19 protein-coding genes are annotated in these 24,607 nt (G+C 55.0%); 8 read left to right on the top strand and 11 right to left on the bottom strand.

The annotated features are described in order from the left end of the window. Window positions 1-6: 6 nt before the first annotated feature. The 4 genes from F552_RS0108450 to F552_RS0108435 all read right to left on the bottom strand — a co-directional run bounded on the left by F552_RS0108450 (window position 7) and on the right by F552_RS0108435 (window position 5,851). On the bottom strand, window positions 7-2,823 hold the full coding sequence (locus F552_RS0108450; RefSeq protein ID WP_018151302.1) for a valine--tRNA ligase: 2,817 nt from the start codon (window positions 2,821-2,823) through the stop codon (window positions 7-9). Window positions 2,824-2,984: 161 nt separating this feature from the next. Then, on the bottom strand, window positions 2,985-3,923 hold the full coding sequence (locus tag F552_RS0108445; RefSeq protein ID WP_018151301.1) for a hypothetical protein: 939 nt from the start codon (window positions 3,921-3,923) through the stop codon (window positions 2,985-2,987). After that, window positions 3,920-4,357 (bottom strand): DNA polymerase III subunit chi, encoded by a 438-nt coding sequence (locus F552_RS0108440; protein ID WP_018151300.1) that lies wholly within the window; start codon window positions 4,355-4,357, stop codon window positions 3,920-3,922. The genes F552_RS0108445 and F552_RS0108440 overlap by 4 nt, the downstream gene beginning before the upstream one ends. Window positions 4,358-4,363: 6 nt before the next feature. Beyond that, on the bottom strand, window positions 4,364-5,851 hold the full coding sequence (locus F552_RS0108435) for a leucyl aminopeptidase (RefSeq protein ID WP_018151299.1): 1,488 nt from the start codon (window positions 5,849-5,851) through the stop codon (window positions 4,364-4,366). A gap of 207 nt (window positions 5,852-6,058) precedes the next feature. Here F552_RS0108435 and lptF point away from each other — a divergent pair, with 207 nt between their 5' ends. Further along, window positions 6,059-7,153 carry an LPS export ABC transporter permease LptF gene (gene lptF / locus F552_RS18845; RefSeq protein ID WP_018151298.1) on the top strand — a complete coding sequence of 365 codons (1,095 nt, stop codon included), beginning with the start codon at window positions 6,059-6,061 and terminating at the stop codon, window positions 7,151-7,153. Beyond that, the gene (gene lptG / locus F552_RS0108425) at window positions 7,150-8,226 is read left to right on the top strand and encodes an LPS export ABC transporter permease LptG (protein WP_018151297.1); all 1,077 of its coding nucleotides are present in this window, start codon (window positions 7,150-7,152) and stop codon (window positions 8,224-8,226) included. Before lptF ends, lptG begins: the two co-directional genes overlap by 4 nt. 43 nt (window positions 8,227-8,269) lie before the next feature. On the opposite strand, the gene F552_RS0108420 is transcribed toward lptG, so the two are convergent. Beyond that, window positions 8,270-8,752, bottom strand: coding sequence for an RDD family protein (locus F552_RS0108420; protein WP_018151296.1), 483 nt, complete (start codon window positions 8,750-8,752; stop codon window positions 8,270-8,272). Between the two features lie 459 nt (window positions 8,753-9,211). Between F552_RS0108420 and ilvB the strand changes: the two genes are divergently transcribed. The 4 genes from ilvB (at window position 9,212) to F552_RS0108400 (ending at window position 16,068) form a co-directional block, all read left to right on the top strand. Beyond that, window positions 9,212-10,972, top strand: a complete 1,761-nt coding sequence (ilvB, locus tag F552_RS0108415) for a biosynthetic-type acetolactate synthase large subunit (RefSeq protein WP_018151295.1) — start codon at window positions 9,212-9,214, stop codon at window positions 10,970-10,972. Between the two features lie 12 nt (window positions 10,973-10,984). Further along, a complete protein-coding gene (gene ilvN, locus F552_RS0108410) occupies window positions 10,985-11,476 on the top strand; it encodes an acetolactate synthase small subunit (RefSeq protein ID WP_018151294.1) in 492 nt (163 codons plus the stop codon). Window positions 11,477-11,585: 109 nt separating this feature from the next. Then, complete coding sequence (gene ilvC, locus F552_RS0108405) at window positions 11,586-12,602, top strand: ketol-acid reductoisomerase (RefSeq protein WP_018151293.1); 1,017 nt, start codon at window positions 11,586-11,588, stop codon at window positions 12,600-12,602. Between the two features lie 391 nt (window positions 12,603-12,993). Next, window positions 12,994-16,068: an HD domain-containing protein gene (locus F552_RS0108400; protein WP_026182528.1), complete on the top strand. Its 3,075-nt coding sequence runs from the start codon at window positions 12,994-12,996 to the stop codon at window positions 16,066-16,068. A 220-nt stretch (window positions 16,069-16,288) separates the two neighbouring features. On the opposite strand, the gene F552_RS0108395 is transcribed toward F552_RS0108400, so the two are convergent. Next, window positions 16,289-17,068: an ABC transporter substrate-binding protein gene (locus F552_RS0108395; RefSeq protein WP_026182527.1), complete on the bottom strand. Its 780-nt coding sequence runs from the start codon at window positions 17,066-17,068 to the stop codon at window positions 16,289-16,291. A 427-nt stretch (window positions 17,069-17,495) separates the two neighbouring features. Here F552_RS0108395 and alr point away from each other — a divergent pair, with 427 nt between their 5' ends. Both alr and F552_RS18840 read left to right on the top strand, forming a co-directional pair. Then, window positions 17,496-18,593 (top strand): alanine racemase, encoded by a 1,098-nt coding sequence (alr, locus tag F552_RS0108390; RefSeq protein WP_033375171.1) that lies wholly within the window; start codon window positions 17,496-17,498, stop codon window positions 18,591-18,593. Beyond that, a complete protein-coding gene (locus tag F552_RS18840) occupies window positions 18,533-19,501 on the top strand; it encodes a LysR substrate-binding domain-containing protein (protein WP_083917456.1) in 969 nt (322 codons plus the stop codon). The genes alr and F552_RS18840 overlap by 61 nt, the downstream gene beginning before the upstream one ends. An 11-nt stretch (window positions 19,502-19,512) precedes the next feature. Here F552_RS18840 and F552_RS0108380 read toward each other — a convergent pair whose 3' ends face one another. The 5 genes from F552_RS0108380 to dusB form a co-directional block, all read right to left on the bottom strand. Continuing rightward, a complete protein-coding gene (locus F552_RS0108380; RefSeq protein ID WP_018151288.1) occupies window positions 19,513-19,974 on the bottom strand; it encodes a YehS family protein in 462 nt (153 codons plus the stop codon). Continuing rightward, entirely contained in the window at window positions 19,961-21,340 is a 1,380-nt protein-coding gene (gene rlmD, locus F552_RS0108375; protein WP_018151287.1) for a 23S rRNA (uracil(1939)-C(5))-methyltransferase RlmD, read from the bottom strand. Before rlmD ends, F552_RS0108380 begins: the two co-directional genes overlap by 14 nt. Window positions 21,341-21,473: 133 nt before the next feature. Beyond that, on the bottom strand, window positions 21,474-23,042 hold the full coding sequence (purH, locus tag F552_RS0108370) for a bifunctional phosphoribosylaminoimidazolecarboxamide formyltransferase/IMP cyclohydrolase (protein ID WP_018151286.1): 1,569 nt from the start codon (window positions 23,040-23,042) through the stop codon (window positions 21,474-21,476). A gap of 71 nt (window positions 23,043-23,113) precedes the next feature. Next, window positions 23,114-23,395: a helix-turn-helix domain-containing protein gene (locus F552_RS0108365; protein ID WP_018151285.1), complete on the bottom strand. Its 282-nt coding sequence runs from the start codon at window positions 23,393-23,395 to the stop codon at window positions 23,114-23,116. A gap of 113 nt (window positions 23,396-23,508) precedes the next feature. Continuing rightward, a complete protein-coding gene (gene dusB / locus F552_RS0108360; RefSeq protein ID WP_026182525.1) occupies window positions 23,509-24,492 on the bottom strand; it encodes a tRNA dihydrouridine synthase DusB in 984 nt (327 codons plus the stop codon). Window positions 24,493-24,607: the final 115 nt, after the last annotated feature.

Genomic DNA, 24,607 nt, shown 5'->3' with positions numbered 1-24,607 from the left:
TTTTTGTTAGGCCAGTTTCGCCAACTGGACTTTCAGTTTTTCCAGCTTGTCGGTGAAGTCCGCCAGCTGGGTTTTATCACGTTCAACCAGATGCGCCGGGGCTTTGTCCACGTAGCCGGGTTTTTCCAGCTTGGCGGTCAGTTTTTCCAGTTCACCTTCCACCTTGGTGATTTCCTTGGTCAGACGCGCGGTTTCTGCGCCCTTGTCGATTTCCACTTTCAGCATCAGGCGGTTATCACCACACATGGCCACAGGGGAATCACCTTCCGGTAGCGTGGCCACGATATGCCCTTCGGACACGCGGGCCAGCAGGGCCAGATAAGGGATAAAGTCAGCCAGGCTGCTGTCTTTGGTTTCGATGAATAATGGCGCCTTGATGGCCGGGCCGATATTCATCTCGGCACGCAGGTTACGCACTGCGTTGACCATTTCCTTGAACACATCCATGCGGGCATTGGCTTCTGCACTGATCTTTTCAGGTACAGCAACCGGCCAGCTGGCGACCATGATGGAGTCGGTCTTCTTGGCGTTGGCCAGCGGGGCCACGGTCTGCCACAGTTCTTCGGTGATGAACGGCATCAGCGGATGGGTCAGGCGCAAGGCCACTTCCAGTACGCGGACCAGCGTACGGCGGGTAGCACGCTGCTGGGCTTCGTTGCCTTTTTGCAGCTGTACCTTGGCCAGTTCCACGTACCAGTCGCAGTATTCATTCCAGATGAATTCGTAAACGGTTTGGGCGGCCATGTCAAAACGGTAGGTGTCCAGCGCGGTGGTCACGTCGGCTTCGGCCTGTTGCAGACGGCCGATGATCCATTGGTCCACAAAGCTGTATTCCAGTGGTAGCGATTCGTCCTGGCCGCAGTCTTTGCCTTCCACGTTCATCATCACAAAACGGGTGGCGTTCCACATCTTGTTGCAGAAGTTGCGGTAGCCTTCGCAGCGTTTAAAGTCAAAGTTGACGTTACGGCCCAGCGTGGCGTAACTGGCCATGCTGAAACGCAGAGCGTCCGCGCCATACGCCGGGATGCCTTCCGGGAACAGCTTTTCGGTTTCTTTGGCAATCTGCGGCGCCTTTTCCGGGCGGCGCAGGCCGGTGGTACGTTTTTCCAGCAACTTGTCCAGCGCCACACCGTCGATCAGGTCGACCGGGTCGATCACGTTGCCTTCAGACTTGGACATCTTCTTGCCTTCGTGATCACGCACGATACCGTGGATGTACACGTCACGGAACGGTACTTTGCCCATAAAGTGGGTGGTCATCATGATCATCCGGGCGACCCAGAAGAAGATGATCTCGTAACCGGTGACCAGCACGCCGGACGGCACAAAGGCATCCAGTTCCGGGGTCTTTTCTGGCCAGCCCAGTGAGGAGAACGGCACCAGCGCAGAGCTGAACCAGGTATCCAGTACATCGTCGTCACGGGTCAGCGGTTTGCCACCAGATTGCGCCAGCGCGTCGGCTTCGGTACGTGCCACATACACCTTGCCGTCAGCGTCGTACCAGGCCGGAATCTGATGCCCCCACCACAACTGGCGAGAGATACACCAGTCCTGGATGTTGTTCATCCACTGGTTGTAGGTGTTGACCCAGTTTTCCGGGATAAAGCGGACTTCGCCGCTCTCAACCGCGTCAATGGCTTTCTGGGTGATGGATTTGCCGGTGGCATCGCCTTCGCCTACTTTTTGCATGGCGACAAACCATTGGTCGGTCAACAGCGGTTCAATGATGGAGCCGGTACGATCACCGCGCGGCACCATCAGTTTGTGCGGTTTGGTCTCAACCAGCAGGCCCTGGGCTTGCAGGTCGGCAACCACTTTCTTGCGCGCTTCCAGACGGTCCAGCCCGGCATACGCGGCAGGCAGGTCGATCTGGCGGGTACTGCTGCCGTCAAAGGCAAACACATCGGCTTTGGCCAGAATGCGTGCTTCCAGATCCATCACGTTGATCAGCGGCGTGTTGTGGCGTTTGCCCACCTGATAATCGTTAAAGTCATGGGCCGGGGTGATTTTTACAAACCCGGTCCCGAAGGACGCGTCGACATAATCATCGGCAATCACCGGAATCTGGCGTCCGGTCAGTGGCAATTCAAGCTGTTTGCCCAACAGGTGCTGGTAGCGCTCGTCGGTCGGGTTGATCGCCACGGCCACGTCACCCAGCAGGGTTTCCGGACGCGTCGTTGCCACCACCACTGTTTCATCGCTACCCACCACCGGGTAGCGGATATGCCACATGAACCCGTCTTCTTCTTCGCTCACCACTTCCAGATCAGAAACGGCGGTGCCCAGTTTCGGGTCCCAGTTCACCAGGCGTTTGCCGCGGTAGATCAGCCCTTGCTCAAACAGGCGCACGAACACTTCGGTCACCGCTTTGGACATGTTGTCGTCCATGGTGAAGTATTCGCGGTTCCAGTCTACCGATGCCCCGACGCGGCGCATCTGGCTGGTAATGGTAGAGCCAGACTGGTCTTTCCATTCCCACACTTTGTCGATGAAGGCATCGCGGCCCAGCTCGTGGCGGTTCTTGCCCTGTTCGGCCAGCTGGCGCTCTACCACAATCTGCGTAGCAATCCCGGCGTGGTCGGTACCTGGTACCCAGACCGTGTTGTAGCCCTTCATGCGGTGGTAGCGGGTCAGGCCATCCATGATGGTCTGGTTAAAGGCGTGGCCCATGTGCAGCACGCCGGTCACGTTGGGCGGCGGCAACTGAATCGCAAAGGAGGGTGCCTCGGTGTTCATGGAGGGGCTGAAATAGTCTTTCTGTGCCCAGAATTCATACCAGCGGCGTTCAATATCACCGGGTTCAAAGCTTTTTGCGAGTTCCATAGGGGTGCTTACAGTCAAATGTGAGATAAAGTTGCCCGAATTATACCTGACGAGGCGATGGGAAACAAAAAACCGCCAGTACCAAGGTATCTGGCGGTAGTCGGGGAAAACCCGGCAGGCGACACCGGCCGGTGATCTGGTGCCGGGGCCAGGAAAAACGTCTACTCGGCCGGCTTGGTGTCATGCTGACCTTGCAGCGGATGCCGCAAGGTACTGTCGATTTCATCGACCACGCGCTGTTCGATTTTCTGCTGCAGTTCCTGGCGCCAATGCGCCTGCAATTGGGTCGTGGCATGTTCGGTCACGGTTTTCATCAGGGCGCCAATCTGCAGTCCCAGCTGCGCGCGAACCAGTCCGGTGATTCTTGGCGTCAGCTCGCGAATCACCTCTTCCACCATCTCGGCTACCCACGCTGCCCGGGTCTCGTTGTCCAGCAGGGGCAAGTGCTGCTCGTCATATTCCAGCGCCAGTTCGGTCAGGACCGGCACGTCTTCCTCTGCGTGATGGGCGGGGCCCTGTTGCAGCACTGGTAGGGTGGGGATGTCCTCATGTGCCGGTTCAACCGTTGGCAGTGGCGCTTCTGATGCAGGGACAATATCGGATGCGGTGGCATCAACTATCGCAGTCTCTGCAACTGGTATGGCCTCTGGCGTATCCGGCACCACCTCAGGCTGCGCCAGGTCCTCCGCCAGCGGCTCTGGCAGGGGGGCCGGCTCTGGGCTGGGTTCAGCACCTGGCGTCTCTAGTGGCGGGGCAGCCTCAAAATCGTCCCGCAGCACCGGGGCTGGCGCAATCGTGGGGATGACGTCAATGTCCAGCTGCAAAGGCAGATCATCGGTGGGGATGTTGTCCAGATCCAGAATCGGGCCATCCGGGTCAAACCAGGCATCGCCGGACAAGGTGTCCGCAACGGATGGCATGTCCGGGTCCATCAGCACAGGGTAGTCACTCATCCCCGTTGACTGGGCTTCCTCCGTTAATACCGGGGCAGCCAGGTCACCCGGCCGGTGACGTTTGAGCAGCGCTTCCATTTTGGACAGGACGGGAGATTCATCCTCGTCTTCATCCAGCGGAAATCCCGTATCCGGGGGGAGACTCATGCCTTCGGTTCCAGTTCGTAAAAGTTCAGCTTGTAACCCCGCTCGCGATACCAGCGGTATCTCTCGCGGTACTGTTGCCGCTCTTCATCAGACGGGCCAACCAGCTCCACCAGCCGCTCGAAACGGGCAAACGGGGCAGGCGGCGTATCGGTAAAATTGATCAGCATGTCGTGGTGCGGTAACGCGCCGCTGGCATGCTGGTCGCTGCAGGCAATCAGTACGCCGGTGTCGGCAGCCTGCGGGTGGTCCACCATGACATGGGGTAGAAACGACGTGGGCGGGTTACTCCACAACTGGTCAGAGACCGACTGGGCGTGGAGTTCATTGTGCGTCCAGAGCATGACCCGCCAGCCACGGTCCAGCGCCTTTTTGCTCAGGCGGTGAACCATGGCCAGCTTGTCTGCCACAGGTGCATAAAAATCAACCTGTGTCATACGGCCTTAAGACTTTTTGCGCTTGCTGCGATTTTTCAGGAAGGATACCAGCAGCGGTACCGGACGACCGGTCGCCCCTTTGGCCGCACCACTCTTCCAGCCGGTGCCGGCAATATCCAGGTGCGCCCAGGTGTAGTCTTTGGCAAAGCGCTGCAAGAACATGGCAGCCGTCACGCTACCAGCCGGCCGGCCACCAATGTTGGCGATATCGGCAAAGTTGCTCTTCAGCTGCTCGTCGTACTCCGGGTTCAGCGGCATGCGCCATGCCCAGTCGCGGGCTTCCTGTGCAGCAGCCAGCAAGTCATTGGCCAGTGCATCGTCGTTGGCGTACAGGCCGGTGTTTACATGACCCAGTGCAATGATGCAGGCCCCTGTCAGGGTGGCGATGTCAATCACGGCAGCAGGTTCAAACTTGGCCACGTAAGTCAGCGTGTCGCACAGAATCAGGCGACCTTCGGCATCGGTATTCAGAATCTCGATGGTCTGGCCAGACATGGTGGTGACGATGTCGCCCGGCTTGCTGGCGTTACCGGCCGGCATGTTTTCGCAGGTCACAACCACGCCAGTGACGTTAATTGGCAAACCGGCTTCGGCCACGGCTTTCATCACGCCAAGCACTGTGCCGGCGCCCAGCATGTCGTATTTCATTTCGTCCATGCCTTCGCCCGGCTTCAGGGAAATGCCGCCGCTGTCAAAGGTGATGCCTTTACCTACCAGCACCACCGGCTTGTCTTTCTTGTTGCCGCCACGGTAGTGCAGGCTCACCAGTTTAGGCGGTTCGATACTGCCTTTGGCGACCGACAGCAGGGAACCCATGCCCAGCTTTTCCATGTCGGCGCGTTCCAGCACTTCGATGTCCAGCTTGTAGTCGTCCGCAATGGCCTGGGCCGTGTTGGCCAGGTGGGTAGGGGTGCAATAGTTGGAGGGCTGGTTGCCCAGGTCCTTGGTCAGCGACATGCCGGCGGCCAGTGCCTGGCCCAGTTTCAGGCCGGCTTCGCCGTCTTCCACGGCTTTCTTGCCCACAAACAGGTGCAGTGCGTTCAGTGCCACTTTGACCTCAGGCTGCTTTTTGAAGCCTTCCAGACGGTAGCGCAGGTCGGCCAGCGTCACCAGGGTCTGGCTGACGGCCCATTCCGCATCTTCCGGCAGTTCGGTCAGGAACATGGCGGCGTCTGTGCTGCCCAGGTCCAGCAAGGTTTTCAGGGCGGCGCGCATGGCCTCCAGCCAGTCTTTGGCTTCTACCGCTTTGCTGTCTGCCCCCAGCCCTACCAGCAATACGCGCTGGCAAGCAACGTTTGGCAGGTGACGCAGCAGCAAGGTGCTGCCCGCTTTGCCGGTGATGTCTCCATCGGTAATGGCGGCCTTGATCAAGCCGTTGCACTGGCTGTCCAGCGCCTTGGCAGCGGCGCTGAGTTTCCCGTTTTCAAAAATGCCAACCACTGCAGTCGAATAGCTTTGTTTCTCCGCTGCACCTGTTTTTATGCTAAATTCCATCGCCAATGTCCTTATTGTTTACCTTGTGGGCGCCCGCGTAGGCCCATGATTGCGTGAGACCGGTTTGACAATCGTGTATCCTATCGCACTGTATGCATGAAAGGCTATTAACACCTGTAAGACATGATGTTACGCCATTCTGTCCGATTGCCTTGCGGGTGATAGAGCGATTATCCACAGAGACCCCCTATAAAGTCAAAGCGCAATATGTTGCATCGTCGTACTTTACTGCGAGAGTTAACACTGAACGCCCTTGGTGTGCTGCTCACCCTGCTCGCCATCGTGTTGACCATCCAGTTTGTCCGCCTGCTAGGCCAGGCCGCCGTCGGCAAGCTCGCGGCCGATGCCGTGGCCGCCACCGTCGCTTTCCAGTTGTTGCAAACCCTCCCGGTCTTTTTGTCGATTACCCTGTTTGTCGCTGTCCTGATGACGTTCATGCGCAGCTGGCGTGACCACGAAATGCACGTCTGGTCGGCCGCGGGCGTGTCCCCGCTATCCTGGTTCAAGCCCGTACTCTGGTTTGCCATGCCTGTCATTCTGGTGATTGCCACGCTCAGCATGGTGGTAACGCCATGGGCGTTACGCCTGTCAGACCGTTATGAGGCCCAGTTGCAAACACGCGACGATCTGGGGCTGGCCGCGCCCGGCGTATTCAAGATCGCCCACGGTGGTGATGTCGTCTATTTCATTGAAAATTATGTCGGCTTAAGCGGCAAGGTGGCGCGCGTGTTTGTCGAGTCGCAGCGCAACCAGGAGCGCGGCGTGATGGTATCTGCCTTTGCCTCGCAGGTAACTGATAAGGGTGGCGACAAATTTCTGACGCTCGACAAGGGGCAGCGTTATGAAGAAATCAACGATAAAGAATACCGCCTGATTTCATTCGACAAGTATTCGGTACGCATCAAGGCCAAAGAGGCCGCCATGCCCACGGCCGAGGTGCGCTCGCTCTCCAGTGCCGCACTGATGAAAGCCAAGACCATAGAGAAGCGCGCCGAGCTGCAATGGCGGCTGGGGGTGCCCATCTCTGCGTTGCTGCTGGCTTTGCTGGCGGTGCCACTGGCCAGTTTTAACCCGCGCAGCGGCCGTGCCTGGAACGTGGTGATTGCCTTGCTGGTGTATCTGGTCTACATGAATGGTCTGTCGATTGCCCAAGCCCTGCTGGTCAAAGGCAAGTGGTCGATTGTACTGGGACTGTGGCCGGTGCATCTGCTGGCTGCTGTTGCGCTGGCCTGGCTGGTACTGAAATCCTATGGCGGCCTGAAAGGGCTGCAATCGCTGGCTGGCCGGAGTGTCGCATCATGATTCTGATGAGATACCTGATCAGCAGCATTAGCCGATCGACCCTGCTGGTGGGCGCGGCCCTGGTGGGCCTGTTCAGCTTTATCGACATGATGTACGAGCTGGATGCGTTTGGCAGCATGCAGCAGGCGTTTATCTATGTAGCACTTCGGCTGCCGGTGCAAATGTATCAGCTGTTGCCGATCAGCATGATGCTGGGTTCGTTGTTTGCCCTGTCTACCCTGGTGCGAGACTCCGAATATCCGGTAATCCGCATGGCCGGGGTGTCGTTGTCCCAGCTGGCCAGCATGCTGATCCGGGTCGGGCTGCTGTTTGCCCTGCTGACGTTTCTGATTGGCGAGCTGGCGGTACCGTTTTCCGACAACCTGACCAAGCGTTATCGGGCAGAAGCCACCGCCAAAATGGGCACCACCGCCATCGCCAATAACCTGTGGATGAAAGACCAGAATACATTCATCAGTGTGGGCGAGCTGGGGGCAGACCAGGTAGTGCACAAGCTGCAATTGTTCGAACTGAACGAGCAGGGCCAGATTCATACCATCAGTTCTGCCGGAGAGGCGCGTTACGCCGGCAACGGGCAGTGGTCGCTGCAGAACATCCGCCAGATCCGGCTGGTAGCCGGGCATGTGCAAACGTCCATGATCCCGACTGCCGTCTGGCATTCGCGGCTGACGCCGGAGCTGGTGCGGGTGCTGGTCTCTACGCCAGACAAGATGTCCAGCTGGCAGCTGTACCAGTTTGTCCAGCATCTGGCTGCCAACCATCAGGACACCCGCCGCTACGAAACCGCCTTGTGGGGCAAACTGGGTTATCCGTTTACCTGTCTGGCGCTGGTGCTGCTGAGCCTGCCGTTTGCCCAGTACCAGAAGCGCAGCGGTAACGCCGGTGGGCGGCTGATTGCTGGTGTGCTGTTAGGACTGTTGTTTTTTGTGACCAATCAGCTGGTCGCGCACTTGTCCATTTTGTACGGCTTCTCGCCTATCCTGACCGCCATTGCCCCGACCACGACCCTGTTGCTGCTGGCCGTGGGGGTGTTGTGGTGGCAAGAATACGGACGGATTCGGTTTGGCAGCTAGCCCGGGCTGGCAGGCCAGGGTGCCCGGACCCGTTATCTGACGCTTATTTGGTTTTTACGCGCTTGAAGGTAATCTGTTTGGTACCGGCCAGACGGTCATGCATAAACTGGCCGTCGCGGTCGAAGAGTGCCCACACGTAGGTGGCCCCAAAAAAAGCGGTGCCCGCCAAAGCAATTGCAAAGCGAATGCTTGCCTGTTTCCATTTCAGGCGCCGGTCTGCCAGATCCAGTACCTCGATTTTCCAGGTTTTCATGGCCAGTGTCTGGCCGCTGGTGGTCCAGCAGTAGCCAAAATACCCCCACAAAACGCCCCCCAGCAATACGGCTTGCAACACACGCAAGGCCACCGGCGCATTCGGCTGGTACAGCTCGATCGGCCCGCCCAGTGCGCGCACCACCAGCAAAAATACCAGATCGACCAGAAACAGCACGGCCGCCAGCAAGAACGATTCGTACACGATGGAAATCAGCCGGCGGGGCAGGCTGGGGGTCACTTCTTGCAGAACGGGGGCGTTATCCTTGCGCATTGGCGAAATCCAGAGATGAAATAATAAGTGAGCGCGTATTTTACCTGATCAAACCACGCTTGCCCGTGAATATTCAAAAACCGCAAAAACCCGCCCAAATTGGACGTTCTGTCTGAGGGAAAAGCTTTTTAAATACAATCAGGTGCAAACAGCTTGACGAATATATTCGTCATCATGTATTTTGCTTGTTCGCATTGCGTAACGCGAGTTAGCAGCGTTCCCCCGGTGGGTCACTACTTGGGTGAGGAACGCGAGCTGGCGATACCGCTGCTTCGGAAAGCATCAACCCCGCTACACCCCGCGAATCACTAAAGCCTGTCATCCCTTGGCTTAACTGATGCCCCGAAGCCGACGCCAGACAAACTTTTCGGCAACCCCGGAACCGCCTGATCGGCGGCGACAGATCACTGTGTTATGTAATTTCAGCGAATTTTATCATTACCTCGGGTGCACAAAATCATGGAACTGACAGGTGCAGAAATTCTCACTCGCTGTCTGGAAGACGAAAACGTCGAGTACGTTTTTGGTTATCCTGGCGGTGCAGTGCTAGAAATCTACGACGCTATTTTCCGGCAAGACAAATTCCGCCACGTACTGGTTCGCCACGAGCAAGCCGCTGTACATGCTGCTGATGCCTATTCACGTTCTTCCAACAAAGTTGGCGTGGCACTGGTAACTAGCGGTCCTGGCGCCACTAACGCAGTGACCGGTATTGCCACTGCTTACATGGACTCCATTCCCATGGTGGTCATTTCCGGACAGGTAAACCGTCCGGCCATCGGTCTGGATGCCTTTCAGGAAGTCGACATGGTGGGTATTACCCGTCCATGCGTCAAACACAACTTCCTGGTCAAAGATGTCTCCCAACTGGCAGACACCATCAAGAAAGCTTTCTATATTGCGTCTACCGGCCGTCCAGGCCCGGTGGTGGTCGATATTCCTAAAGACGTCACGCAGCAGAAATTCAAGTACAGCTATCCGACCAGCGTACAGATGCGTGCGTACACACCGGTACAAAAAGGCCACCCAGGCCAGATCAAAAAGGCTGCCCAGCTGCTGCTGGATGCCAAGCGCCCGCTGATTTACGTGGGTGGTGGCGTGGTCATGGGCAATGCGTCTGACGAAGTACGCGAGCTGGCCCGTCTGCTGGGTGTACCAGTGACCAATACCCTGATGGGCCTTGGCGCACATCCGGGCAAAGATCCGCAAAACCTGGGCATGCTGGGCATGCATGGCACGTTTGAAGCCAACATGACCATGCAGAACTGTGACGTATTGCTGGCGGTAGGCGCCCGGTTCGACGACCGCGTGATCTCCGTGCCACAGCATTTCCTGTCCAGCCCGAAAAAAATCATTCATGTGGATATTGATCCATCCTCTATCGCCAAACGCGTGAAAGTGGATGTACCTATCGTGGGTCACGTGAAAGACGTTCTGGCAGATTTGCTGAACGTGCTGAAACAGAGCGACCACAAACAGGCCGACATTACGCCTTGGTGGAAGCAGATCGATGCATGGCGTGCGCCGAATTCCCTGTATTTCGAGAATTCCGACACCATCATCAAGCCGCAGTATGTGGTACAGAAACTGTGTGAAATCACCGGCGGCAACGCCTTCGTGACGTCCGACGTGGGTCAGCACCAGATGTTTGCAGCGCAGTATTACCAGTTCCCCGAGCCAAAACGCTGGATCAACTCCGGTGGTCTGGGCACCATGGGCTTTGGCCTGCCAGCCGCCATGGGCGTGAAACTGGCACATCCGGATGCCGACGTATGCTGTATTACCGGCGAAGCGTCCATCCAGATGAACATTCAGGAACTGTCTACCTGCAAGCAATACCATGTACCGGTCAAGGTGATTAACCTGAACAACCGCTATCTGGGCATGGTTCGCCAGTGGCAAGAGTTCTTCTATGGCAACCGCTATTCCGAGTCTTACATGGATGCACTGCCAGACTTCGTGAAACTGGCCGAAGCCTATGGTCACGTGGGCATGCGCATCGAGAAACCTTCGGATGTAGAAGGCGCGCTGCGTGAAGCCCTGGCCATGAAAGACCGTCTGGTATTCATGGACTTCATCACCGACCAGTCCGAAAACGTGTTCCCGATGATTCAGAACGGCAAAGGCCTGACTCAGATGGATCTCCCTCCACACATGCGTAACCTGCAAGTTGCCCCGCCCACTCCGGTGAGCGAGCGTGACTACGGTAACCTTTGCTAAGAGGGCGGAAACATGCGACATATTCTATCTATCTTGCTAGAAAACGAGGCGGGTGCACTGTCTCGTGTTGCGGGCCTGTTTTCGGCGCGTAACTACAACATCGAATCGCTGACCGTGGCGCCGACAGAAGACAAAACCCTGTCACGCATGACCATTGTCACCACCGGTTCTGATGACGTGATCGAGCAGATTACCAAGCAGCTGAACAAGCTGATTGACGTAGTGAAGGTGATTGACCTGAACGAGGCAGATCATATCGAGCGCGAGCTGATGCTGATCAAAGTGCGTGCAACAGGGAAAGACCGCGAAGAAATGAAGCGGATGGCCGAGATTTTCCGCGGGCACATCATTGATGTCACCGAGAAAACCTATACCATCGAGATGACAGGCCCGGGCCATAAACTGGATGCCTTCATCAAGGCGGTGGACGAAGCTTTGATCCTTGAGACGGTAAGAACCGGCGCCTCCGGCATTGGCCGTGGCGAGCGGATTCTGAAGGTCTGAAGTTTTTTGTAACAGACAGTTAATGACTGGTCTGATTGGTACTCATTAGAAAATCGGCGGTTGCATGCACGATATGCAGCCGCCACTGACTTGAAATAAAGGAACGACAATGAAGGTTTATTACGATAAAGACGCAGACATCTCCCTGATCAAGGGCAAACAGGTAACCATCGTTGGTTACGGCTCACAAGGCCACGCACACGCACTGAACCTGCGTGACTCAGGCGTGGACGTGACCATCGGTCTGCGCAAGAGCGGCGCATCCTGGAAAAAAGCAGAAGCTGCCGGCCTGAAAGTGGCTGAAGTAGCTGATGCAGTGAAAACTGCAGACCTGGTCATGATTCTGCTGCCAGACGAAAGCCAGCCATCTGTCTACCGTAACGACATTGAGCCAAACATCAAGCAAGGCGCTACATTGGCATTTGCTCACGGCTTTAACATCCATTACAACCAGATCGTGCCACGCGCTGACCTGGACGTTGTGATGGTTGCGCCAAAAGGCCCGGGCCACACCGTTCGTTCAGAATACCTGAAAGGTGGCGGTGTACCGTCCCTGATCGCGGTTTACCAAGACAAATCCGGCAAGGCACGTGACCTGGCCCTGTCTTACGCTGCGGCTAACGGTGGCACCAAAGGCGGCGTGATCGAAACCAACTTCCGCGAAGAAACCGAAACCGACTTGTTCGGCGAACAAGCCGTATTGTGTGGTGGCGCAGTTGAACTGGTGAAAATGGGTTTTGAGACCCTGACCGAAGCCGGTTACGCACCAGAAATGGCCTACTTCGAATGTCTGCACGAACTGAAACTGATCGTGGACCTGATGTACGAAGGCGGTATCGCCAACATGAACTACTCTATCTCTAACAACGCTGAATACGGTGAATACGTAACCGGCCAGGAAGTGATCAACGAGCAGTCTCGTGCCGCCATGCGCAACGCCCTGAAACGCATCCAAACCGGTGAATACGCAAAAATGTTCATCCAGGAAGGTCACACCAACTATCCTTCAATGACTGCCCGCCGTCGTCTGAACGCCGAGCACGCCATTGAAAAAGTAGGTAACCAGCTGCGTGACATGATGCCTTGGATCAAAGCCAACAAACTGGTTGACCAAAGCAAGAACTAATCCGGGACTTTCTCTGGATTGAAAAACGGGCCCCCGTAAGGGGGCCCGTTTTTTTTTATTTATTCCCAATATTCTAAGAGAGTAACAACGATTTTTGACTATACTTAATTGGAAGTGGGCATTTTAACCACCTATATTTCACTATTATCTATCCTTTGTAAGTTGAGTAACCCGGATCACTCAGCTTGCTCTAGCGTTGAGTAGTATAGTGTTCAAATTTACGGTGATATAATCGAAATTATGTTATTCAAATTATGAGAATTTAATTCTAAATTAGACTTTTAATTTCGTGTGCAGCGCATTACCAATCGGGTGAGAAGTTATCAAAGTTGCTCTAATGGTAATTAAATGAAAATTCTTAATACACAATCCAATGAGAATTACAGTAACCATGACTACTAAAATTGAGCAGACGCGTTTATATCAGATTTTCTCTCAGAGATTGATTTCGTCGACTATAGTGCCGAGTAACATGCTTGCTCTATTTAATCAACTTCGAGAGCGGCTAGAGGCTGAGGGTAAATATATCGTAGCTGTGTTCCCTGAATATACGCCCCACGACTGGGTTGATCATATTAGCAATTTGTTTTCCTTGGCCGATAGAATTCTTGGATCAAATCTTTTCGAGAGATTGAACTCTGCTGAATTGACCCTTCTAGTCTTTGGCCTTGTTGCTCACGATTGGGGTATGGCTGTAAGTGAATCTGAGCTTGCTGCTCTAAAAGATGGAGGGGAGGTATGTAGTTCTAGTTTTGTATTATTGCCGGGGGAACCTCAATCAGCACTTAGGTACGTAGCTCTTGCGGATGAGACTGGGGTACCTTTGGATGTGGCTTGGCGTGAGTACCTCCGTGAAACATCCGGACTGCGTAGTGGTGCTCGTCTTCGTAATTTTTTGGAACAATTTAGCAGTGTTTTCTCCGAAGCTGTCGCAAAGATCGCAGAAGGTCACACACTTAATACCTCAGATATCCGTGATCCAAGTCGTTATCCCATTTCCATGTCTGTATTTGGCGAATCGGTAAACTTGGCAGCTATTGCTACATATGTCCGAATTGTCGACCTGCTTGACATAGGGGAAGATAGAACTCCATATGCTCTTTGGCGGTTTATTTCTCCCAAAGATCGGGTATCGAAGATGCATTGGGATCGTCACCGGGCACTGTCACCAATCTCAGTCAAGCAAGGAGATATATTTCGTCGGATTGTAATAACTGGGAGCACATCAGACCCACATACATATGCCGCGATAGCTGATTTGCAATCTTGGGTTGATGTCCAATTTGAAGAGTCTATAAACACATTACGTACAAGTAATAGTATCTATGATATTGATCTCGATTCGCGAATTGGCTGGACTATTCATGCTGTCGGGTTTGAACCGTTGGTGCTCAGATTCGAACTCGATCGAAACCGAATTCTGCAACTGTTGAGCGATGAGCTATATGACCGAGATCCACTCGTTTTTGTCCGAGAGCTCCTTCAGAACAGTGTTGATGCGATAGATGCCCGAGAGGCTATCCTGCGAGGTGAATGTGCATCTTTAAAAGGAGAAATTGACATACTAATTTCAACTGGCACAGAGGGACTCAGGCTTGAATGGAAAGATAATGGGATTGGCATGGACGAGAAAATTCTCAAGTCATTCTTTTGTCAAGTCGGGCAAAGTTGGTATCAGAGTCGAGAGGCAAAAAGGCTTAAAGGATTTGATGCTATTTCCCAATTTGGTATTGGTTTTTTGAGTTGCTTCTCCGTAAGCGATCAAATCGAAATTGAGACTCGTAGAGATCCGAATATATCAGAGAACCGTAGTGGCCTTCTGATAAATATTCCATCACGAAGTAGTCATTTTAGTGTACTGAAAGTATCTGACATACCTATCGGTACTTCTGTAAGAATGATGATTAATTCGACACATAGCAAATATTTTTCAGCTAGTGCCTTGTGTAATGCTATTGTGCGGATATCACGATTTGTTCGGCACAGGATTAAAATTCACGTTGATGGTCAAGTGCTTCATGCCGGTTATTTGTCAGAAGAAAATACTGCCGGCCTTTTTGACGGTGACATTGTGACGCATATAAAAGGTAGCGCTGCGAAAATCATTTATAAGAATACAGACATAATTGATATCAAAATTGGTAATATTGGTGAGCTATATTCTGGATATTACCGGGCGATTTTTCCACGGGATCCAAGTAATGTTGAAGAATCTATTGATTATAAATCTTGGATTTTGGCGGGAGAGAAAGTTGTTCTCAATGATGTACTTATTTCAAATGAAGAGTCAATGTTTCTCAAAGGGATTCAGGTTGGTGCGGTATCCCCTGGTGTGCGATTACGTGATTATGTCGAGACATTTTTGACTCATTCAAAGTGGATAAGCCCGTCGCTACTCCTTAATTTGGTTGAGCCTTCTCTTGTTGCTATCAACCTTTCAAGATCTGCGATTAACCTAAAGAGCGAAGAATTAAGGCTGACAATTCAGTCCGATATTGCAAAGAAACTTGCTGCAAGCATCTTCGGAGGATTGGGGCAGGGCCCAGAAAAGGATGCACAGCTATTGGGGGGGCTAGCATGTTTTGGAGGGATTCCTACGGAGGTGCTTAGCTACCTACTTCCGCCTGAAGAAATTCCCATTTTGGTATTGGGATCAAATAGAGGCCTGCATTGGAGAAGACTTGGCGATTTCACTTGTGGTGATGAGTTTTTAGAAGCGCCATTTGAAATCGAATACGCATGGGGCAATCAGTACGGTAGTAAATCAATAGAAATCTCTCAGGATTTTCAATGGGGCGGGCATGATGTGCTGGTTACCAAACTTTCAAGTATGAAGCACCCATGGTTGAGTTATGCTCTAATTATTGCCCATAAAGTAATAACAAGGCTTGGCTGGCAGCCAACGACAATTTATCCTGTTACCCCTCCTAGTGAAGAGCAGCTTCCTCTTATTTGTAGGAAGTGGATGCCAATTGCAGCTGCGCAGACTACTAATGAAAATATTAATAATTTGTCAATATTTTCAGCGTGGGACTCTGACGCACCTCAGTTAGTAAAATTCCCTGATATTTTCAATCATTATGCAGCCTTTGGTAGTAGATACTGGAACTTATCTAATAAAAAAATTAAAGCAATCAGTAATGTGCTAAATGAGCTTCGACGCCAATTTTCTGATGGTGTCCTATCAGATGCTGCAATGAGGAAATATCAATATTTAACGAGTCATGATTTTTACGGTTATATCGTACCTTCTCGCTTGTCAAATACTACAGTAGCGCTGCTGTTGCCAAATAATCTTTTGGATCTGGCAAATGAGAATGGCCTAAGTATTGAATATCGTCTCGAAGAAAGCGATTTTTACCCAGGGACAATTGGTGAATATAGAAATCCATATCATTACCCCTTAAAGTCATGGGTGAGCTCAGAAAGAGTATTTGGTGGTACTTGGCCACTGTCAGATGCATAAAGCGCAATTTATTGGAAGGTTATTGTTCAGAATTAGCATTAATCGAGACAGTTCCATCATATTGTTAGCATCAGCCCATGGCCAGTTTAGCGCGATGTACATCAAATCTTATCTCCATTAAAAAAGCGCAAGCCGTTCACACGACTTGCGCTTTTTCTTGCTTACCCCGGGCGGAGAAGGTGAAGTTCCCGGGGCGGACAACCTGGTTTAGTAGCTGGGCTTACTTGTCACCAGAAATATCGTAGTCGAAGTATTTCTTCATGATCTTGGTGTAGGTGCCGTTGCTCTTGATTTTGGCCAGCGCGGTGTTGATGGCCAGTTGCAGGTCTTTGTCTTCTTTACGCAGACCAATGCCAGAGCCAGTACCAAAAATCTTGTCGTCTTTCAGCATGGCGCCGGTGAAGGCGTAGCCTTTGCCTTGCGGCTTGTTCAGAAAACCGTCCACGGCAGTGGCAGCTTCTTGCAGGGTGGCGTCCAGGCGGCCGGCGACCAGATCGTTATAGGCTTGGTCCTGGTTCTCGTAAGGTTGGACGTTGGCACCTTTGGTGGCCCAGTAGGTCTTGGCGTAGACTTCTTCGGTAGAGCCTTGCAGTACACCGATGCTCTTGCCTTTGAGAGATTCTGGGGTTGGCTTGATGTTGCTACCGGCTTTGGCGATCAGGCGGGCAGGGGAGCGGAACAGGCGGTTAGAAAAGTTGATCTCTTGCATGCGCTGTTCGGTCATGGACATGCCAGACAGGATGGCATCGAATTTCTTGGCTTTCAGCGCCGGGATCATACTGTCGAACGCGCTTTCTACCCATACGCATTTGCGTTTCATTTCTGCACAAATGGCATTGCCAAGGTCGACGTCAAAACCGACCAGGCTGCCATCGGATTTTTTGACTTCAAACGGCGGGTAGGTAGGGTCGATACCAAAACGGACGGTGGCCGGGATTTCTGCTTGGGCAACCACGCTGCTACAGGCTAAAGCGGCAAAAACGATGCGACTGATCTTCATGACAATGCTCTCTCCAAAAATGACTTTTGCTGACAACACAATTGCGGGTTGGCGTCTTGTTTTACCCGTATCCATACTGTCCGGAAGGATTCTGACATCATGTGCCTGATGCCGAAAATCTGAAAGTCATTTTGCACAGATTGCGGGTCTGCCGGAAGTGAATCATTCTCATGATCTGATCGAAAAAACTAATGTCACGGTTGCTGGATGTGGTGAGGTGCCTCGAAATGGTTGGCCGGATATTATGATGCTATTCAATGACAAGGCGGCTTTATACCCTGTTTTAGGCAGGTTAAGGTATGGGTTGTTTCAGGGGTGTGCAGGGTGGAATGAATTTAATCGATGACCGGATGTAAACAATTCATTTTTGCCGCCGGGCTTTGGTTGTTAGTGTGTGATGGTCCTTTTTGTTGTTGTGAGCGTTACCATGCATACCACCACCCGAGTCCAGCTCGATCTCGCCGCCCTGCGGCATAACTACCAGCAAATCCGCCAGATTGCCGGGGCATCCCGCGCGTTTGCCGTGGTGAAGTCGGATGCCTACGGCCATGGCCTGCTGCGGATTGCGGCCGGCTTGCCGGATGCAGACGGCTTTGCCCTGATCCAGATGGATGACTTGCGCGCGCTGCGCGAGAACGGCATTCAGACCCCGGTGCTGCTGCTGGAAGGGGTGATGAACGCAGCCGATTTGCAGGATGCCTGCCTGCTGAATGCCGACATGGTGCTGAGAAGCGAATCCCAGCTACAGATGCTGGAATGCATGCCGGTGTATGCGCAACCGCTCAAGATCTGGCTGAAGGTGAACTCCGGCATGAACCGCTTCGGTTTCCGTCCCGAGCAGTTGCCGGGCATTTTGCAGCGTATCGAGGCCTTGAAGGCCGTGCGCCTGTGTGGGCTGATGACGCACTTTGCCTGTGCGGATGATCTGGACAGCGACATCGAAGGCCAATGGCAAGTGTTCAGCCAGGCCGTGCAGCGCTACCAATTGCCGTTTACCGCCGCCAACAGCGCGGCATTACTACGCGATGCCCGTACCCATGGTGCCATCGCCCGGGTGGGGTCGCTGGTGTACGGCAACAATCCGTTCAGTCAGCCGATGCCGGCGGGTTACGATTTCCGCCCGGTGATGAGTCTGCAGTCCGAAATCATTGGCATGTCGCACCTGCAAGCCGGCGAGGCGCTGGGCTACGGCGCCACCTTTACCGCCGACAAACCGATGCTGATCGGCCTGGTGGGGTGCGGCTATGGTGATGGCTACCCTTATACGGCCCCGACCGGCACACCGGTACTGGTGAAGGGCAACCGCACCCGCGTGGTGGGCAAGGTGGCCATGAACGTGATGGCGGTGGATTTGTCTGGCGTGGATGCGATCAAGCTGGGTGACCCGGTGGTGTTGTGGGGCGACAGCCAGTTGCAGATTGCCGAGGTGTCGCAGTACAGCGGCGTGCTGAGCGAGGCGCTGGAATGCGGTTTGACAAAGCGCCTGCCAGTCTGTCTAATCGGGGAGGAACCCTCATTCGCCTAGACTACATGAACCGCCTGCCGCCCTTACACGCCCTGAGAGTATTTGAATCGGTTGCCCGTCTGCGCAGTTTTACCGCCGCGGCCAACGAGCTGTGTCTGACGCAAAGCGCGGTCAGCCACCAGATCAAGAATCTGGAAGACTTCTTTGGTTTTCCGCTAATGGAGCGGCGCAACCGTTTGCCAGAGCTGAACGAGGCGGGCGAGCAGTTGTTAAAGGCCGCGCAAAGCGCGCTACAGGTAATTGCCAGTACCACGGCGCAGTTGCTGGATGCGCGGCGTAACCAGATCCGGGTCAAGTCCTACCCGTCAGTGGCGTTTTTGTGGCTGATGCCGCGCCTGCGGGATTTTTACCTGGATCACCCGGGCATTGAGATCAACCTGACCACCATGTGGGAAGAAACGCCCAACCTGCGCTGGGACGAGTACGATTTTGTGATTCATTACGGCGAGCCGCAGATGGTGACCGGCCAGGTGGAGTTGCTACACGAAGAATGCATTACGCCGGTGTGTTCGCCCGACCTGTGCCCGATCGGCAGCGATGGCAAGCTAGATACCACCCAGCTGCTGGCCAATACGCTGATCCACCCGACCCGAGACCGCCAAGACTGGACCTCCTGGCTGGCGGCGCTGGAGCAGACGCCCACCGGGCATCAGACCGAACAGATTTTTGATACCGATTACATGGCGGTGGCAGCCGCCAGCCGCGGGGTAGGGGTGACGATTATCGACCCGTTGTTTGTGCACGATGAACTGAGCACCGGCAAGCTGGTGATGCCGCACCCGTTGCGGGTCAAAACCGGACGCGGTTACTACCTGATTTCTACCCGCGCGTCGTCGCAGTCGGCGCCGGCCTCGATCTTGCGGGACTGGCTGTTCAAGCGTATGCGCGAGTCAGAGTCCCACCTGTAAAGGCACCCGGCTTAGCGGCGTACCCGCAGCGTCAGCCCCTTGAGGAAGTTGCGCAGGAACTGGTCGCCGCACGGGCGATAGTGGCGGTGATCCGGCTTGCGGAAAAACGCCCCCAGTTCTGAGGTAGAGACATCAAACCCGGCCTGTTTCAGGATGGCCTGGATATCCACATCTTTCAGCTCGAAAGCCACCCGCAGTTTCTTCAGCACCGTGTTGTTGCTCACCGGTAATTCGGCCGGCACTTGCGGGCGGGTTTCATCCCGGCCGCGTCGTACATACACCAGCCCATCCAGCAAGGCACCCAGTACCTCGTCCGGGCACGGCAGGTAGTCGGCCTCGTCGTCCTTTTTCAGGTACTGGTGCAACGCGTCGACCGAGACTTCCTGGCCGCCTTCGGCAATGACGGCTGCCAGTTTGGCTTCGCTCAGGTCGAGCATGTAGCGCACGCTGCGCAGGACATCATTCGTTTGCATCGTTTACCTCTTCGACAGGGGCCGGGCGGACAAAATCCGGGTCACGCTCGAACCAAGCCATGCTTTCGACGTGGGCGGTATGCGGGAACATGTTGACGATGCCGGCGGCTTTCAGCTTGTAGCCGTGTACGTGTACCAACACGTTGGCGTCGCGCGCCAGGGTGGCCGGGTTGCAAGACACGTACACAATGCGCTTGAGGGCATCCGGGCGGCGCTGCATGGCCAGCCCGATGGACTTGACCAGCTCCATGGCGCCATCGCGCGGCGGGTCGATCAGCATGCGGTCAAAGTCGCCCAGGGCCAGAAAGCCTTCTTCGGTCATTTCAAACAGGTTGGCTTCGGTAAAGCGGGTCTTGTCCTGCAAACCGTTGTGGGTGGCGTTTTCGACGGCGCGCTCGCACAGCTGACGGCTGCCTTCCATGCCCAGTACCTCTGCGCCACGGCGGGCAATCGGCAAGGTAAAGTTGCCCAGACCACAGAACATGTCGGCAATGGCTTCGCCCGGTTGCGGGTCCAGCAGGTCGATGGCACGGCGTACCATTACCCGGTTGATAAACGGGTTAACCTGGGTGAACTCGGTCGGTTTGTACGGCATTTCGATGCCGAATTCCGGCAGGGTATAGGTCAGCTTGGGCGCATCTGCCGGGCACAGCGGGAAGACAGTATCCGGCCCTTTGGGCTGCAGCCAGAACTGGATCGGGTGCGGTTTGCTGTGCTTAGCGGCAAAGTCGGCCAGGCGGGCTTCGTCTTCCGGGGTGATCGGGTCCATGTTGCGCAACACCAGCGCCGTGACCTTGTCGCCCACCGCCAGCTCGACCTGCGGCATGCGGCGGGAAATCGACAAACCGGCAATCAGGCCGCGCAGCGGCACCAGCAGGGCAGAGACATGCGGTGGCAGAATTTCGCACTTGGTCATGTCGGCAATAAAACTGGAGCGCTTTTCGTGGAAACCGACCAGCATGCCGCCTTTTTTCTCGACATAGCGGGCAGACAGGCGGGCGCGGTGACGGTAGCCCCAGGTCGGGCCGTAAATGGCGGGCAGAATGCGCTCGGCCTTGACCTTGCCGATGTGCCACAGGTTGTCTTCCAGTACCCGCTGCTTGGCGGCCACCTGGGCGCTGGCTTCCAGATGCTGCATCGAGCATCCGCCGCACACACCAAAGTGCTGGCATTTCGGGGTCACGCGCTGGCTGCTCTCGCTCAGCACCCGGCTGATCTGGGCGTTCTCGAAGGCCGGTTTCTTGCGGTAGCTGCTGTATTCTACGGTTTCCCCCGTCAATGCACCGTCAATGAAAATGGTTTTTCCCTCGACATGGGCAACGCCGTGACCTTCGTGATCGAGTGATTCTACCTGTGCAATGGGCATGGGGACTCCGGATAAACTAGACACCTGCAACTGCAGTCTGGCAGGTGGACAACATTAATCAAATCATTCTTCAAATGGCAAAAAAGCAAAACGCCAGATGCCCGTCAGACAGGCATCTGGCGTCTGGTGTTGCTTAGTGGCGGAAGTGGCGGATACCGGTCACGACCATGGCAATGCCATGGTCGTCGGCGGCGGCAATCACTTCGTCGTCACGCATCGAGCCGCCTGGCTGGATGATGGCGGATACGCCGTTTTCGGCAATCACGTCTACACCGTCACGGAACGGGAAGAACGCGTCTGAAGCGCAGACAGAGCCTTTCAGTTCCAGGCCGGCATTTTTCGCCTTGATGGCGGCGATGCGGGTAGAGTCCACACGGCTCATCTGGCCGGCGCCCACACCCAGGGTCTGGCCGTTGCCACAGAAGACAATGGCGTTAGACTTCACAAAGTGGGCCACGCGCCACGCAAACAGCAGGTCTTTCAGCTGGGCTGCGGTCGGTTGCAGTTTGGTCACGACCTTCAGGTCGGCTGCGGTGATCTGGTGCAGGTCTGGTGTTTGTACCAGCAAGCCGCCACCCACGCGCTTCAGGTCAAAGTGGTTGGCGCCGGCTGTCAGCGGTACTTCCAGTACGCGCACGTTTTTCTTGGCGGCGATCAGTTCTTTGGCTTCTGCGGTGAAAGACGGGGCAATCAGCACTTCCAGGAACTGGCCGGTCACGGCCTCTACGGTCTGGCCGTCCACTTCGCGGTTAAAGGCGATGATGCCGCCAAAGGCGCTGGTGGTGTCGGTGGTAAAGGCCAGACGGTAAGCGGTCAGCGGGTCGGCAGCAACCGCAACGCCGCACGGGTTGGCGTGCTTGACGATGACACAGGCTGGTTCGTCGAATTGCTTGACGGCTTCCCAGGCGGCGTCCGAATCGGCAATGTTGTTATAGCTCAGTTCTTTGCCTTGCAACTGCTGGTAGTGGGCCAGGCTGCCGGCGGCCGGGTGCAGGTCGCGATAGAACGCAGCGCCCTGGTGCGGGTTTTCGCCGTAACGCATGTCTTGCACTTTGACAAACTGCAGGTTCAGGCGGTTCGGGAAGGATTGTTTCTCGCCGTCTTCGGTCAGGGCGGTCAGGTAGTTGCTGATGGCACCATCGTAAGCTGCGGTGTGGCTGAAGGCTTTTTTGGCCAGGGCCTGACGGGTTTTCAGGCTCAGCGCGCCATCGTTCGCAGCCATTTCTGCGGTCAGTGTTTCGTAGTCTTCGGCATCGGTCACGATGGCGACATGGGCATGGTTCTTGGCGGCAGAGCGCACCATGGCCGGGCCGCCAATGTCGATGTTTTCAATCGCGTCTTCAAAGCTGCAGTCCGGCTTGGCGATGGTGGCTTCAAACGGGTACAGGTTGACGCAGACCAGGTCGATGTTGCCGATGTCGTGTTCGGCCATCTTGGCAACATGGCTTTCCAGGTCACGACGGCCCAGGATGCCACCATGAATTTTCGGGTGCAGGGTTTTCACGCGGCCATCCAGCATTTCCGGGAAGCCGGTATAGTCCGCGACTTCGGTGACGGGCACGCCATTGTCTGCCAGCAGTTTGGCGGTACCGCCAGTAGACAGAATGTGAACGCCGTTGGCTGCCAGCGCCTGGGCAAATGCCAGTACGCCGGTTTTATCGGAGACGCTGATCAGCGCGCGTTTGATTTTGCAGAGATCCATGGTTTTTCCTGAGCAAAAATAGTCGAACTAACATAAAACGGGGTGCAGGATATTCTATGGCGGGCTGTCTGTTACAGCAGGCCATGTTCCTTCATTTTCTTGCGAAGCGTATTGCGGTTAAGGCCCAGCCAGTCGGCCGCCTTGCTCTGATTGCCGCCCGCCTCTTGCAAGACGTGCAGCAGCAGGGGTTTTTCGATGCTGCGCAGGACCATGTCGTAGACATTGGCCGGCGTTTCTCCATCCAGATCGGCAAAATACTGCTTGAGCGCCTGGTTGACGCACGCCGAGATCGGGTCGCAGGTGCTGTCGGTGACGGGCGTCAATTGGATGTTTGGCACATCGAGTGAATTCATAACTTGCAAATCCTTATTGTTATTGCTTTATATGTCTTTAGGGTGTGGCCGTCTGTGCTTGGGCGGAAGACTGGCCGGCCTGCTGATGGCTACTCACCAACAGGAGATGACGCTCATGCGTGTCCGCTTTGTGTCATGAGCGTATCGAAATACTGATGCACTGCCTGGTGCTGGCTGCCCGCATCGGTCAGCAGATTCATGCGCTGCCGGAAAAGCTCACCTTCCGGCAATTGTTTTACGTACCAGCCAATATGCTTGCGGGCAATCTTGCAACCCTGGGCTTCCCCGTAAAAATCGTACAGATCGGCCAGATGATGCAGGACAATGTCCCGAATCTCCGCATAACCGGGCGGGGGCGGGAGGGTTCCGTCCTGCAGGTACTGCACCACTTCGCGAAACAGCCATGGCCGGCCTTGGGCGGCCCGGCCAATCATCACCGCATCGGCGCCGGTATACGCCAGCACCTCGGCAGCTTTCTGGGCCGAGTCGATATCCCCGTTGGCCACCACCGGGATGGATACCGCCGATTTGACCGCGCGGATGGTGTCGTATTCCACCGCACCGGTATAACCGCAGGCGCGGGTGCGCCCGTGTACTGCCAGCGACTGGATGCCGCTTTCGACAGCAATCTGTGCAATCCGGACAGCGTTTTTGTTGTCTGCATCCCAGCCGGTCCGGAACTTCAGCGTCACCGGTACCTGTACGGCATTGACGACGGCTTCCAGAATCTGTCCCACCAGCACTTCATTGCGCATCAGGGCCGATCCGGCGGCCACATTGCAAACCTTTTTGGCCGGGCAACCCATGTTGATGTCGATGATCTCGGCGCCTTTGTCGACATTGTAGCGGGCGGCTTCTGCCATCATGGTCGGTTCTGCCCCGGCAATCTGTACCGCGATGGGCCCGGGTTCACCCTGATGGTTACCCCGGCGAACGGTTTTGTCCGTTTTCCACAAGCCGGGAATGGAGGTGACCATCTCGGAGACGGCCAGCCCTGCTCCCAGCCGTTTGGCCAGCATGCGAAACGGTCTGTCGGTTACTCCTGCCATTGGCGCCATGATGACGTTGTTTTTAAGAGTAATCGGGCCGATGTGCATGATACGGGTAACTGCGCGTGTTTTTCCGGGTTGAGCAAATGTGCCCTGAGGGATATCTTTGTTACAGATAATGCACAGGGGTAGGCATTGTAACTCGAAGCGGGTTGATCCGAAA

This window comes from Leeia oryzae DSM 17879, assembly GCF_000376945.1.
Taxonomy (GTDB): Bacteria; Pseudomonadota; Gammaproteobacteria; order Burkholderiales; family Leeiaceae; genus Leeia; species Leeia oryzae.
This window is presented reverse-complemented; position numbering and strand designations above follow the sequence as displayed.